The following is a 13426-nucleotide window of genomic DNA, read 5'->3' as shown; positions in this document are numbered from 1 at the left end:
ACCGCGCCGGCATCAGTACCTGATCCGGGCGTAGTAGGTCTTCTGCGCGGCTTCGCGCGCCTGGCCCAGGGTATGGATGCCCTTTTCGGCCAGCAGCGGAATCAGCTTGAGGAACACCTCGGCCGTCACCATGGCGTCGCCCATCGCGGTGTGGCGGCCGATGACGGTGACGTTGAAACGCTCCGCGATCGCTTCCAGGCGGTGCGAGTCCTGGTTCGGGTGGATGACCGCCGACAGCAGCAGCGTGTCCAGCACCGGCTGGTCGAACACCACGCCGGTCTGTCCTTCCTTGAGCTGCAGGAAGCGCATGTCGAACGCTGCGTTGTGCGCCACCAGCACCGTGTCCTGCGCGAAGGCGTGGAAGGCCGGCAGCACCTGGTCGATGGTCGGCTGGCCGATCACCATTTCGGGCTGGATGCCGTGGATCGGAATGGTGGCCGGCGGGATGGGCCGCTTCGGGTCCACCAGCTGTTCGAAGCACTCCTGCCGCAGCAGCTTGTTGTTCACCAGGCGCGCGGCACCGATCTGGATGATCTCGTCCCCCTGCGACGGGTTCAGGCCCGTGGTCTCGGTGTCGAACACGGTGTAGGTCAGCTCGGTCAGCAGGCGGTCGTCCATCGAGCGCGTCTGCTCGGTGGTCTTGAACAGGTCGAAGTCGTAGTACTCGGGTCGGCTGTCGCTGCGTACGAAGGTGGCGGCATCCACCTGTTCCTGCGGGCTGGCCAGCGGCAGCAGGAAGCGGAAGAAGGCCTGGTGGCGGATGCGCTCGCGCTCGAACCAGAAGGCGCCGTTGTGCCGCTCGACCACGTCGCGCACCGTCAGCCGCAGGGTCTCGTCCCCCACCTTCATCGGATCCATCTCCCAGCTCATCACGGTTTCGGTGCTCATGGCCTGGCCGCTCCAGATCAGGTCCAGCCAGGCCTTGCCCGCCGAGCCGGCGGCCGGCTGCAGGCGCAGCTGCACGAAGCGCACGTCGAACTCGTCGGACAGGCGCCCCGCCAGGTACGCCAGAGCCTGGATCAGCGAGAAGCTCTCGATCCGCAACCACAGCCCGCCATCCACCTCGGCGGCCGACACCGGCACAGAGGTTGCCACCTCGATGCGCCTCAGAGCCGCCGTCACGAAGTCGACGCCCAGCATGTCCTCCAGCGGCCAGCGGGTCTTGAGGCTGTCGGCCGAGCCGGCCTCCAGATCGCCAATGCGCCGGCTGAGGGCCGTCGTCTCGTCCCGGATCACACCCAGGAAACGCTCGCGCATGGCCGCATCCAGGTCGGGGTAGTCCAGCATGTCCAGCGCCGCCTGCATGTTGGCCAGCGCCGCCCGACTGCGTTCGGTCAGCGTGTGCAGCACCTGGTCCTTGGCCGCCTCGACCTCGAACTCGCGCGTGATGTTGTCCAGCATGAGCACGAAACCTGTCAATGCCGGGCTCGAGTCCTCGGCGCCACCGCCAGACGGCGCACGCACCGGCGCCATCTGCACCCGCAGCAGCTGCCCGGCCGGCGTGGTGGTGACGAACTGGGCCGAGGGTTGCGCGGCGCCGCGCGCCATGCGCTGCTGGATGTTCTCCAGCGCGTGCGCCACCAGCTTGCGGTCGAACACGCTGTAGACCGAACGCCCCAGCCCGATCAGCTCGGCGCCCCCGGCCACGCCCGGCGCCTGCGACAGCGCGCGGAACTGCATGCGCGCCCGGTTGTTGTAGAGCAGGATGCGCCCGTCCAGGTTGCAGACCACCACGCTCTGGGTCAGTTCCGACATAAGCGCCGCCAACCGGCTTTTCTCCTGCTCGATGCCGCGCGCCGCCTCGTGCACCTTGTGGTCCATCTCGCGGCGCAGGTCTTCCCGCTGCGCCACCAGCTGGTTGAACAGGCCCACCAGCACCTTGGTTTCGGCATTGCCCTTGGGCGTGAGTGCGCGCACCACGTCGGTCTTGAGCAGCACCTGGGCCTCCTCGGCCAGCTGCACCGAGGGCGTCACCCAGAGGTCGAACCAGCGCTTGAGTCCCCAGGCGATCACCCCCATGCCCGCCGCCCAGGTCAGCACGATCAGCACCAGCCGGTCGCCCACGGTCTGCAGCACCGCCTGGCGCTCCTGCGCATCCATGGCAGAGCCGATGAGGCCGAAGGTCGCCCCCAGCCACAGCAAAGAGGCCACCGCGGCCGCGCCCAGCAACCACCACAGGCGCGGGTCGGTCTTCTTCTGAAGACTCATGCACCGCCTCCCAGCAGCTCCCGCACCTTCTGCACCAGCTCCTTGGTCGAAAACGGCTTGGTCATGTAGGCATTGGCGCCCAGCGCGAGGCCCTTGGCCACGTCGGTGTCGCGGCCCTTGGCCGTGAGCATGACGATCAGCGTGTCTCGCACGGCTTCGTGGGCGCGCACCTCGCAACAGACGTCGAAACCGGTCTTGATTGGCATCATCACGTCCAGCAGCACCAGTGCGGGACGTTCACGGACGATGGCGTCCATCGCTTCCTGGCCGTCGCGCGCCAGCACCACCTCGTAGCCCTCGCGCTTCATCAGGAACTCCAGCGAAATCAGGATGTTCGGTTCATCGTCGGCAATCAGGATCTTCGTGCTCATGTGTCTTGTCTCCTCTGTGGGCCTGTCTGTTCACCTCCGGCCACCACCGGCAGCGAGAACCCGAAGCAGGCGCCCTGCCCCGCCTCTGACCGCAGCCACATGCAACCGCCGAAATGCTCGACGATCTGGCGGCTGATCGGCAGCCCCAGCCCGGTGCCGCCAGGCCGGTAGTGTGCGTCGCCGGCCACCTGCCGGAACTTCTCGAACACCATGGCCTGCTGATCCGGCGGAATACCGGGGCCGTTGTCCTGCACCTCGATGCGCACGCGGCCGCCATCGCAGTCCAGGCGCAACACCACCTGTCCGTTCTCGCGCGGCGCGTACTTCAGCGCATTCGACAGAAGGTTCAGCACCACCTGGGTCAGGCGGTCGGCATCGGCCTCCACCAGGGGCACATGCTCGGCCAGCACCCGCTGCAGCAGCACGCCACGCTCCCGGTACATCTCGGCCATGCTGTCGGCCGCCTGCTCGGCCACCTCGCGCAGATCCACCTCGGCCACGGTCCACTCCGCATGCCCTGCCTCGATCTTGGCCATGTCCAGCACCTGGTTGACCAGGCGGCTCAGGCGCTCGGCTTCGGTCACGATGATGCCCAGGAACTGCTGCCGCTGCGCCAACTCCATGGCGTCATCGTCCCGCATGAGTTCCGACAGCGCCCTGATCGATGTCAAGGGCGTGCGCAGCTCGTGCGTCACCGATGACATGAAGTCGTCCTTGAGCCGGTCCAGACTTTTCAGCTTCTCGTTCGCCTCCCGCAGTTCGGTGGTGGCGCGCTCCAGGGACTGCGATTTCTCCTCCAGCGCCATCGAGTAGGCCCGCAGCTGCGAGGCCTCGTCCAAGATGCGCATGACGTCGTCGAGGTCGAGCTGTTCTTCCTCGGCCACCGAGGCCACCATCACCCGGGCCGAGGCGCTGCCGATAGCACCCGCCAGCTGGGTTTCCACAAACTGCACCAGCCGAGCGTCGGCCGGGATGTCGGCCACCTGTGCCACCCCGCGGTCCCGCGCATGGGCCTGCAGCAACTGCCCTGCCCGGGTGGGCCCCAGGAACCGGACCATCAGGGCCTGCAGGTCGGGCACCTGCGCCCTGCCCTGCCAGAACACCGGACGGGCACCCTCGGTGCGGTGGAACACGTCGACGAACAACAGGGCCTGGCTGGTCTCCGCCGCCGACGGGGCTCGCCAGAGCGACACCGCCACATAGGCCCCCACATTGGCCAGCAGGCTCCAGAACAGCGAATGGGTCAGGTTGTCGAGCCCGCTCAAGCCCAGAAAGGCCTCGGGTCTGAGCCATGTCCATCCGAACAGGCCGTGGTCCAGGAATCCGTCGGACAGCCAGCCCGACTTCGCCAGCGAAGGCAGCATCAGCGTGTAGGCCCAGAAGCCAAAGCCCAGCACCAGCCCCGCGAGCGCGCCTCGCTGCGTCCCGCCCTTCCAGTACATGCCGCCCAGCATCGCGGGGGCGAACTGTGCAACCGCGGCAAAGCTGATCAGGCCGATGCTCACCAGCGCGTAAGCCTCGCCCGCCAGGTGGAAATACAGGTAGCCCAGCAGCAGGATCAGAAGGATCGCCAGCCGCCGGATCTGCAGCAGCAGCCCGGTCAGATCGCTGGCCGAGCGCATGCCGACCCGGCGGCTGCGCAGCAGCATCGGCATCACCAGGTCGTTGCACAGCATGGTGGATACCGCGATGGCCTCGACGATCACCATGCCCGTGGCGGCCGACAGACCGCCCACGAAGGCCAGCAGCGCCAGACCGCTCTGGCCCTCGGACAGCGGCAGCGACAGCACGAAGGTTTCCGGGTCCATGCGACCGGGGCCGAAATGCATCAGACCGCCGATGGCGATCGGCAGCACGAACAGGTTGATCAGCAACAGGTACAGCGGAAACACCCAGACCGCGCGGCGCAGGTGCTGCTCGCGAACGTTTTCCACCACCATGACCTGGAACTGGCGCGGCAGGAACAGCACCGACAGCATGGCCAGCAGGGTCTGTCCGGTCCACTGGGCGTAGGCGAAGGGCTGGCCCTGGTCGAACTGCAGCAGCCGGTTGATGGCCTCCTGCGCCGCCGCCTGCGCGAACAAGTTCCCCAGCCCGTCGTACAGGCCGTAGGCGACGAACAGGCCCACCGCGAGAAACGCCACCAGCTTGACCACCGACTCGAAGGCGATCGCCGCCACCATGCCCTCGTGGCGCTCGGTGCTGTCCAGGTGCCGTGCGCCGAACACCATGGTGAAGCCGGCCAGCGCCAGCGCCACATAGAGCGTGCTGTCGCGCCACCACTGTTGTGGCGGAGGCGCCGCCTCGCCCAGCGGGGAGGTCAGCACCGCATAACCGCTGGCAATCGCCTTGAGCTGCAGCGCGATGTAGGGAACGATGCCCACCAACGTGATCAGCGTCACCAGCCCGGCCAGCAGCGGGCTCTTGCCGTATCGGCTGGCGATGAAATCGGCGATGGATGTGATGCGGTAGGTGCGCGCGATGCGGATCATCTTGCGCACCACCATCCAGGCCAGCACCATGGCCAGCATGGGCCCCAGGTAGATCGGCAGGAACCACACGCCCGAACTGGCGGCGCGGCCGACGCTGCCAAAGTAGGTCCAGGCCGTGCAATAGACCGCCATCGACAGCGCATAGACCCAGGCGTTGCCGATGACCGAGCGCCCCGCCTGCGCGCGGCGGTCGCCCCAATAGGCCACCGCGAACAGCAGCAGCAAGTAGGCAAAGGAGACGCCGATGACCAGCGGGGCGGACAGCATGGTTCAGTGGCGATCGCCGCCGGGCGACGTGTCCGGCGAACGCTCGACGATCCAGGCCAGCGCGCCGATGAGCAGTGCCCAGATCAGGAACAGCGCCGCCGGAAACAGGGGCAGCCCCAGCACGCGGATGTCGTGGTCCCAGAGCGCGAGCAGCGGAAAGTTGAACAGCAACAGACCGGCCACGAACAGGGCCACCAGGCGTTGGGCGTCCAGTCCTCGAAACATGCGCGTCTCCTCTGTCGGCGACGACCTCGTGGGGTCGCCTTTGTGCCTGATTGTGCGCCAGGCACTGACCCCGGCCTTACGCTGGAGCACAAAGAAAAACGGCCGGGCAGAGCCCGGCCGTTTCGGCATTCAAAGACCGGCGGTCACTTGGCGGAAGACGCCAGCAACTGCCAGGTGTCGACCACCGAGTCCGGGTTCAGGGAGATCGAGCTGATGCCCTCGTCGCGCAGCCACTGGGCGAAGTCCGGGTGGTCGCTGGGACCCTGGCCGCAGATGCCCACGTACTTGCCCTCGGCCCTGCAGGCGCCGATGGCCAGCTTGAGCAGCGCCTTGACGGCCGGGTCGCGCTCGTCGAAGTCGTGCGCCAGCAGCTCCAGACCGGAGTCGCGGTCCAGGCCCAGGGTGAGCTGGGTCAGGTCGTTGGAGCCGATCGAGAAGCCGTCGAAGTACTGCAGGAAGTCCTTGGCCAGTACCGCGTTGCTCGGGATCTCGCACATCATGATCAGCTTGAGCTCGTGCTCGCCGCGCTTGAGACCCTTGGCCGCCAGCAGCTCGGTGACCTTGCGCGCCTGCTCCAGCGTGCGCACGAAAGGCACCATCACCTGCACGTTGGTCAGGCCCATGTCCTCGCGCACGCGCTTGAGGGCTTCGCACTCCATGGCAAAGGCTTCGGCGAAGTCCTCGCTGATGTAGCGTGCGGCGCCGCGGAAACCCAGCATCGGGTTCTCTTCGTCGGGCTCGTAGCGGCTGCCGCCCACCAGCTTGCGGTACTCGTTGGACTTGAAGTCCGACAGGCGCACGATGACCGGCTTGGGCCAGAACGCGGCAGCAATCGTCGCCACACCTTCGGCCACCTTGTCGACGTAGAAGGCGCGCGGCGAGGCGTGGCCGCGGGCCACCGACTCCACCGCCTTCTTCAGATCGGCGTCGACGGCCGGATAGTCCAGGATGGCCTTGGGGTGCACGCCGATGTTGTTGTTGATGATGAACTCCAGCCGCGCCAGGCCAACGCCACCATTGGGCACCTGGGCGAAGTCGAAGGCCAGCTGCGGGTTGCCGACGTTCATCATGATCTTGACGTCGACTTCGGGCATGGTGCCGCGCTGCACCTCGGTCACCTCGGTCTCCAGCAACCCGTCGTAGATGTGACCGGTGTCGCCCTCGGCGCAGCTGACCGTCACCAGCGTGCCGTCCTTCAGGTGGTCGGTGGCGTTGCCGCAGCCCACCACGGCCGGGATGCCCAGCTCGCGCGCGATGATGGCAGCGTGGCAGGTGCGGCCGCCGCGGTTGGTCACGATGGCGCTGGCGCGCTTCATCACCGGCTCCCAGTTCGGGTCGGTCATGTCGGTCACCAGCACGTCGCCGGGCTGCACCTTGTCCATCTCGCTGATGTTGTGCACCAGTCGCACCGGGCCGGTGCCGACCTTCTGGCCGATGGCGCGGCCACTGGCCAGCACGGCACCCTTGCCCTTGAGCTTGTAGCGCACCTCGGTCTTGCCGGCCGACTGGCTCTTCACCGTCTCGGGGCGGGCCTGCAGGATGTAGAGCTGACCGTCGGTACCGTCCTTGCCCCACTCGATGTCCATCGGGCGGCCGTAGTGCTGCTCGATCACCAGCGCGTAGTGCGCCAGCTGCTCGACCTCGGCGTTGGTCAGGCTGTAGCGGTTGCGCAGCTCGACCGGCACGTCCACGGTCTTCACCAGCTTCTTCGTCGCAGCCTTCTCCTCGGGTGTGGAGAACACCATCTCGATCAGCTTGCTGCCCAGGTTGCGGCGGATCACCGCCTGCTTGCCCGCCTTGAGCATGGGCTTGTGCACGTAGAACTCGTCGGGGTTCACAGCGCCCTGCACCACCGTTTCGCCCAGGCCGTAGCTGGAGGTGATGAAAACCACGTCTTCAAAGCCGGACTCGGTGTCGATGGTGAACATCACGCCGGCGGCGCCGAGGTCGGAACGCACCATGCGCTGCACGCCGGCCGACAGCGCCACGTCGGCGTGGGCAAAGCCCTTGTGCACGCGGTAGCTGATGGCGCGGTCGTTGTAGAGGGAGGCGAACACCTCCTTCATCTTGTGCAGCACATCCTCGATGCCGTGCACGTTCAGGAAGGTTTCCTGCTGGCCGGCGAACGAGGCGTCGGGCAGGTCTTCGGCCGTGGCGGAAGAGCGCACGGCGAACGAGGCGTCGGGGTTGCCTTCGCTCAGGCGGGCGAACTCCTCGCGGATGGCCTTTTCCAGATCGGCCGGGAACGGCTGGTTCTCGACCATGGCGCGGATCTCGGCACCGGCTTCGGCCAGCGCGCGCACGTCCTCGGTGTCCAGCGCGTCCAGGCGCGCGTTGATGCGGTCGGTCAGGCCGTCGGCCTTGAGGAACTCGCGGAAGGCGTGGGCCGTGGTGGCAAAGCCCGTGGGTACTTTCACGCCGTGGGGCAGTTGCGAAATCATCTCGCCGAGGCTGGCATTCTTGCCGCCGACGATCTCGACATCGCTCATTCGCAGTTTTTCGAAGGGCACGACCAGGGCGGTCGGCTCGAACAGGTTGGACATGGAAGACTCCTAAGGTTGAAAAACCGGGGGCTCCATGCGCCAGCGGGTGACCTGTGGTTCTGTTATGGGTCGTGCACCGGGCAGGGGGCAAGCATTCTGGGCGTCCATGATTGTAGGATGGTGCCGCCAGCCCCGGACCACCCCGGGCCGGCCACCCCCGTGAAATCAGCGTGGGGTGGTCCTGAAATTTCTTGAACCCGAGCGAGCCTTGCCATGCCCAACCGCACCGTCTTTTTCATCTCCGATGGCACCGGCATCACCGCCGAAACCTTTGGCAACGCCATCCTGGCCCAATTCGAAGCCACGGTCCGCCGGGTGCGGCTGCCGTTCCTGGACAGTGTGGACAAGGCCCACCAGGCCGTGCGCCAGATCAACCACACGGCCGAGGTCGAAGGCCGGCGCCCCCTGGTGTTCGCCACCGTGGTCAACATGGAGGTGCTGGCGGTGGTCAAGGAGCACTGCCACGGCATGATGCTGGACATGTTCGGCACCTTCGTCGAGCCGCTGGAGGAAGAGCTGGGCATCAAGTCCAACCACCGGGTCGGCCGTTTCTCGGACGCCTCCAAGAGCAAGGAGTACAACGACCGCATTGAGGCCATCAACTTCGCGCTCATGCACGACGACGGCCAGAGCCACAGGGACCTGGAGGGCTCGGACGTGATCCTGGTGGGTGTCAGCCGCAGCGGCAAGACGCCGACCTCGCTCTACCTGGCCATGCAGCACGGCCTGAAGGCGTCCAACTACCCGCTGATTCCGGAAGACTTCGAACGCCGCAAGCTGCCGCCGGCGCTGATGCCCCATCGCAAGAAGATCTTCGGCCTGACCATCGCCCCCGAGCGGCTATCGGAGATCCGCAACGAGCGCCGCCCGAATTCGCGCTACGCCAGCCTGGAAAACTGCCGGGCAGAGGTGAGCGAGGCCGAGGCCATGATGCGGCGCGAGGGCATCCGCTGGCTTTCGACCACGACCAAGTCGATCGAAGAAATCGCCACCACGATCCTGCAGGAAATCCGTCCGGAACGGCTGGCTTACTGAGAGCGGCGTACCGGATCGCGCAGCCTGCGCCGCCGGCCACCGCTCAACCCTTGGCCTTCTTCTCCCGCGCCTCGGCCGATTTCTTGGCCAGCTCCGTCATGCCACCGTGTGCGTGGCGACCCAGCGCGAACGACAGGAACAGCTTCGTCCACAGGGTGGAGCCGGCAATGGCCACCCAGTCCTCGCTGGCCAGCGCCTGAAAGCCCAGCACCGCCACCAGCACCACCACCATCACCACGCCACCGACCAGGTTGATGACCATTTCGTAGGGAGCGAATTTCTCGGGGTTGGGCGGTGGCAGGCCTTTTTTCAGGGCCACCTCGGAAAAGTCGCGTTTGACCAGGATGCGCCAAGCCCTGCGCAGCCAGAAGAAGGCCACCGGAAACAAGGCCAGCAGGAAGATCCAGTTGAAAATGAAAATGCTCATGCCATCCAGTCGATAGGCCGGGTGCGGACTGCACCCTTGTTGGGATTCTCTCAATAAAAAAAGCCCCGTTGGTCACCCAACGGGGCTTCCGGTCAGGGGATGCTCATCCCCTGCAGGTGTCGCTCACACCATCAGTGGGCCACAGCACCGCCGGCGCCCTTGGGCACGCGAACGGATTCGACCAGCTCGGCGATGTGGGCCGGCACCGGCTTGGTGGCCTTGCTCACCAGGTAAGCCACGATGAAGTTCACCAGGGCGCCCACAGTGCCAATGCCTTCCGGCGAGATGCCGAAGAAGCCGTTGTTGCCGCCAACCAGGTTCAGGAACTCGGTGCCCTTGATGAAGAACAGGCCCTTGTGTGCGAACACATAGAACAGGGTCACGAACAGACCTGCCAGCATGCCGGCACTGGCGCCCTTGTCGTTGATGGACTTGCTGAAGATACCCATCATGATGGCCGGGAAGATCGACGAGGCAGCGATACCGAAGGCCAGGGCCACGGTACCGGCCGCAAAGCTCGGCGGGTTCAGACCCAGCCAGCCCGAGATCACGATGGCCACGGCCATGGAGATCTTGCCTGCCAGCAGTTCGTTCTTCTCGCTGATGTTCGGGTTGATGGAACCCTTGATCAGGTCGTGCGACACGGCCGAGGAGATGGCCATCAGCAGACCGGCGGCGGTAGACAGCGCGGCGGCCAGACCACCAGCGGCGACCAGGGCGATCACCCAGTTGGGCAGCTGAGCGATTTCCGGGTTGGCCAGCACGATGATGTCGGCGTTCACGGTCAGCTCGTTGCCCTTCCAGCCGGCGGCTTCGGCCTTGCCCTTGACGGCTTCGTTCTTGGTGGCGTCGTTGTAGTACTGGATGCGGCCGTCACCGTTCTTGTCTTCGAACTTCAGCAGGCCGGTCTTTTCCCAGCGCTTCATCCACTCCGGGCGGTCTTCGTACTTCAGGCTGGCTTCGGCGGCGAACAGGTCGGCGTTGGCCTTGACCACATCAGCCTTCACGACCATCTGGCCATCCGGGCCGGCCCCGATACCGACGGCGGTGTTGGCGGTGCCGATCAGGTTCAGGCGGGCCATGGCACCGACGGCGGGGGCCGTGGTGTACAGCAGGGCGATGAACACCAGGGCCCAGCCAGCCGACATGCGGGCGTCAGAGACCTTGGGCACGGTGAAGAAGCGGACGATCACGTGCGGCAGACCGGCGGTACCGATCATCAGCGACAGCGTGAAGCAGAACATGTTCAGCATGGAGCCGGCAGAAGCGGTCGTGTACTGGCTGAAGCCCAGATCGGTCACCACCTGGTCCAGCTTGGCCAGCAGGGACACGTCGGTACCGGCCAGATCAGAGCCCAGACCCAGCTGCGGCAGGAAGTTGCCGGTCAGGTTCAGGGAGATGAAGATCGCCGGGATGACGTAGGCCAGGATCAGCACGATGTACTGGGCCACCTGGGTGTAGGTGATGCCCTTCATGCCGCCGAACACCGCGTAGAAGAACACGATGGCCTGACCGATGTAGATACCGGTTTCGCTGGACACGCCCAGGAAGCGCGAGAAGGTCACGCCCACACCGGTCATCTGACCGATGATGTAGGTGGTGGAGGCCACCAGCAGGCAGACCACGGCCACGGTGCGTGCCGTCTGCGAGTAGTAGCGGTCACCGATGAACTGGGGCACGGTGAACTTGCCGAACTTGCGCAGGTACGGAGCCAGCAGGCAGGCCAGCAGCACGTAGCCACCGGTCCAGCCCATCAGGAACACGGCGCCGCCGTAGCCCATGTTGGAGATCAGGCCGGCCATCGAGATGAACGATGCGGCCGACATCCAGTCGGCCGCCGTGGCCATGCCGTTGGTGATGGGGTGCACGCCGCCACCGGCCACGTAGAACTCGGAGGTGCTGCCGGCACGTGCCCAGAAGGCGATGCCGAGGTAGAGCGCAAAGGTTGCGCCCACGACCACATAGGTCAGGGTTTGAAGATCCATGGTGTGATGTCCTCTTGATCAGTCTTCTTGCATGCCGAACTTGCGATCGATGTCACCAATCTTCTTCGCGTACCAGAAGATCAGCGCGATGAAGATGTAGATGGATCCCTGGTGGGCGAACCAGAAGCCCAGGGGGTAGCCGCCCAGCTTGATGCTGTTGAGCGCGCTGGCAAAAATGATGCCGGCCAGGTAGGACACGACGAACCAGATGACCAGCACCTTGGTCAGCAGTCCCAGGAGGCCGTGTGAAAACCCTCTCGCAGCTTTGTTATCCAGCCGGTAGAGTCCGCAGACATATTGAACAGCGAGGTCAATATGTCCAGATTCATCGAAGGTCAGGACAGGCAGCAAGTCACATTGCTGCCGGAATGCTTGGATGACTTCATCGCAGAGGACAACACGGTTCGAATCGTGGATGCCTTCATCAACGAGTTGGACCTTGCGTCTCTGGAGTTCCAGGGCTTGCAGCCGGCGTCAACCGGGCGGCCTTCGTACCACCCCTCAGTGCTGCTGAAGCTGTACCTCTACGGCTATCTCAACCGCATCCAGTCCAGCCGCAGACTGGAGCGCGAATGCCAGCGCAACGTGGAACTGATGTGGCTGACCGGCCGGCTCGCCCCTGACTTCAAGACCATTGCAGACTTCCGCCGCGACAACGGCAAAGGCATTCGCAACGTCTGCCGTCGCTTCGTGATGTTGTGCCGCGAGTTGAAGCTGTTCACCGACGCCGTTGTGGCCATCGACGGCAGCAAGTTCAAGGCTGTCAACAACCGCGAGCGCAACTTCACGCCAGGCAAGATCGAGCGACGTGAACGGGAGCTGGAGGAGAGCATCCAGCGCTACCTTGATGCCCTTGAGACTGCGGATCGAACCCAGCCCATTGAGATGCAGGCAAAGACCGAGCGTCTGCAAGGCAAGATCCAAAAGATGCGCCAGCGCTTGCAAGACCTTCAAGTCGTCAAGGCGCAACTGGAGACGCTGCCTGATCGGCAGCTCTCCCAGACGGACCCTGACGCACGTGCAATGACCACCCACAGCGCCAAGGGGACGGCCATGGTGGGCTACAACGTGCAGACAGCGGTCGACACGAAGAATCATCTGATCGTCGCCCATGAGGTCACCAACAATGGCAGCGACCGGTCACAGCTCAGTGCAATCGCAATGGCCGCGCGTGATGTGATGGGAAAGCGCCGATTGAAGGCCATTGCCGACCGCGGTTACTACAACGGTATGGAGCTCAAGACTTGTGACGACGCCGGGATTGCAGCGCTTGTACCCAAGCCCATGACATCCAATGCGAGAGCAGAGGGCCGGTTTGACAAGACAGACTTCATCTACATCGCTGATGCCGACGAATACCAGTGCCCAGCAGGCGAACGAGCCATCCACCGCTTCAGCCGAGAAGAGGCTGGACTGCAGATCAGCATCTATTGGTCCAGTGCTTGCCCTGGCTGTGCAATGAAGGCGCAATGCACAACGAGCAATTACCGACGCATCAGGAGATGGGAGCATGAGGAAGTCATGGACAGGGCCCAGCAACGGCTAGACCAGATGTCCAACGCCATGACCGTGCGCAAGAGCACCGTTGAACACGTCTTCGGAACCCTCAAGCACTGGATGGGCTGGACGCACTTCCTGACCCGAGGCATGCAGAACGTCGCAACCGAGATGAGCCTGAACGTGTTGGCGTACAACTTCAAACGCGTCCTTGCCATCTTGGGCTTTGAGGAGTCCAAGAAGGCGATGCGGTTGTTGGGCGGATAGGCGCCCTTTGCAGCCGCTGAAGGCCCGATGTAAAGCCTCGAATACGCTCCAGCGTCGCCTTGCCGACGCTCAGACGACGTCAATTCGCTAAAGCCGAAAAATCTGCGGT

The 13426-nt window shown here is 64.9% G+C and carries 10 protein-coding genes; 2 read left to right on the top strand and 8 right to left on the bottom strand.

Translation table 11 applies throughout. The features are described from left to right. Positions 1 to 12: 12 nt before the first annotated feature. From HPF_RS09890 to ppsA, 5 genes are all read right to left on the bottom strand, one after another. Positions 13 to 2208, bottom strand: coding sequence for a 3'-5' exonuclease (locus HPF_RS09890; protein WP_079366092.1), 2196 nt, complete (start codon positions 2206 to 2208; stop codon positions 13 to 15). Beyond that, a complete protein-coding gene (locus HPF_RS09885; RefSeq protein WP_066154590.1) occupies positions 2205 to 2579 on the bottom strand; it encodes a response regulator transcription factor in 375 nt (124 codons plus the stop codon). The genes HPF_RS09890 and HPF_RS09885 overlap by 4 nt, the downstream gene beginning before the upstream one ends. After that, positions 2576 to 5338, bottom strand: a complete 2763-nt coding sequence (locus tag HPF_RS09880; protein WP_133156501.1) for an ATP-binding protein — start codon at positions 5336 to 5338, stop codon at positions 2576 to 2578. The genes HPF_RS09885 and HPF_RS09880 overlap by 4 nt, the downstream gene beginning before the upstream one ends. A 3-nt stretch (positions 5339 to 5341) precedes the next feature. Beyond that, positions 5342 to 5563, bottom strand: a complete 222-nt coding sequence (locus tag HPF_RS09875; RefSeq protein ID WP_133156500.1) for a hypothetical protein — start codon at positions 5561 to 5563, stop codon at positions 5342 to 5344. A gap of 143 nt (positions 5564 to 5706) precedes the next feature. Beyond that, on the bottom strand, positions 5707 to 8106 hold the full coding sequence (gene ppsA, locus HPF_RS09870; RefSeq protein WP_133156499.1) for a phosphoenolpyruvate synthase: 2400 nt from the start codon (positions 8104 to 8106) through the stop codon (positions 5707 to 5709). Between the two features lie 213 nt (positions 8107 to 8319). Between ppsA and ppsR the strand changes: the two genes are divergently transcribed. After that, on the top strand, positions 8320 to 9141 hold the full coding sequence (gene ppsR, locus HPF_RS09865; protein ID WP_066154603.1) for a posphoenolpyruvate synthetase regulatory kinase/phosphorylase PpsR: 822 nt from the start codon (positions 8320 to 8322) through the stop codon (positions 9139 to 9141). 43 nt (positions 9142 to 9184) lie between these two features. Here the strand turns inward: ppsR and HPF_RS09860 are convergent, their stop codons facing one another. From HPF_RS09860 to HPF_RS09850, 3 genes are all read right to left on the bottom strand, one after another. Next, positions 9185 to 9568 (bottom strand): hypothetical protein, encoded by a 384-nt coding sequence (locus HPF_RS09860; RefSeq protein WP_066154606.1) that lies wholly within the window; start codon positions 9566 to 9568, stop codon positions 9185 to 9187. A gap of 131 nt (positions 9569 to 9699) precedes the next feature. Then, on the bottom strand, positions 9700 to 11553 hold the full coding sequence (locus HPF_RS09855; protein ID WP_066154609.1) for a sodium:solute symporter family protein: 1854 nt from the start codon (positions 11551 to 11553) through the stop codon (positions 9700 to 9702). 18 nt (positions 11554 to 11571) lie between these two features. Next, positions 11572 to 11904, bottom strand: coding sequence for a DUF4212 domain-containing protein (locus tag HPF_RS09850; RefSeq protein ID WP_243721718.1), 333 nt, complete (start codon positions 11902 to 11904; stop codon positions 11572 to 11574). On the opposite strand from HPF_RS09850, the gene HPF_RS09845 reads away from it, so the two are divergent. Then, complete coding sequence (locus HPF_RS09845) at positions 11869 to 13317, top strand: IS1182 family transposase (protein WP_133156498.1); 1449 nt, start codon at positions 11869 to 11871, stop codon at positions 13315 to 13317. The two genes, HPF_RS09850 and HPF_RS09845, sit on opposite strands and share 36 nt — an antisense overlap. The last annotated feature ends 109 nt before the right edge of the window (positions 13318 to 13426 follow it).

This window comes from Hydrogenophaga pseudoflava (genome assembly GCF_004353865.1).
Classification (GTDB): Bacteria; Pseudomonadota; Gammaproteobacteria; order Burkholderiales; family Burkholderiaceae_C; genus Hydrogenophaga; species Hydrogenophaga pseudoflava.
Note: the sequence above shows the minus strand (reverse complement) of the source record. Positions and strands in the feature narration are given on the sequence as shown.

What these genes read in the sequence shown, in the direction of transcription:
- HPF_RS09890 (WP_079366092.1), bottom strand. Translation starts at nt 2,208, where the DNA reads ATGAGTCTTCAGAAGAAGACCGACCCGCGCCTGTGGTGGTTGCTGGGC.
- HPF_RS09885 (WP_066154590.1), bottom strand. Translation starts at nt 2,579, where the DNA reads ATGAGCACGAAGATCCTGATTGCCGACGATGAACCGAACATCCTGATT.
- HPF_RS09880 (WP_133156501.1), bottom strand. Translation starts at nt 5,338, where the DNA reads ATGCTGTCCGCCCCGCTGGTCATCGGCGTCTCCTTTGCCTACTTGCTG.
- HPF_RS09875 (WP_133156500.1), bottom strand. Translation starts at nt 5,563, where the DNA reads ATGTTTCGAGGACTGGACGCCCAACGCCTGGTGGCCCTGTTCGTGGCC.
- ppsA (WP_133156499.1), bottom strand. Translation starts at nt 8,106, where the DNA reads ATGTCCAACCTGTTCGAGCCGACCGCCCTGGTCGTGCCCTTCGAAAAA.
- ppsR (WP_066154603.1), top strand. Translation starts at nt 8,320, where the DNA reads ATGCCCAACCGCACCGTCTTTTTCATCTCCGATGGCACCGGCATCACC.
- HPF_RS09860 (WP_066154606.1), bottom strand. Translation starts at nt 9,568, where the DNA reads ATGAGCATTTTCATTTTCAACTGGATCTTCCTGCTGGCCTTGTTTCCG.
- HPF_RS09855 (WP_066154609.1), bottom strand. Translation starts at nt 11,553, where the DNA reads ATGGATCTTCAAACCCTGACCTATGTGGTCGTGGGCGCAACCTTTGCG.
- HPF_RS09845 (WP_133156498.1), top strand. Translation starts at nt 11,869, where the DNA reads ATGTCCAGATTCATCGAAGGTCAGGACAGGCAGCAAGTCACATTGCTG.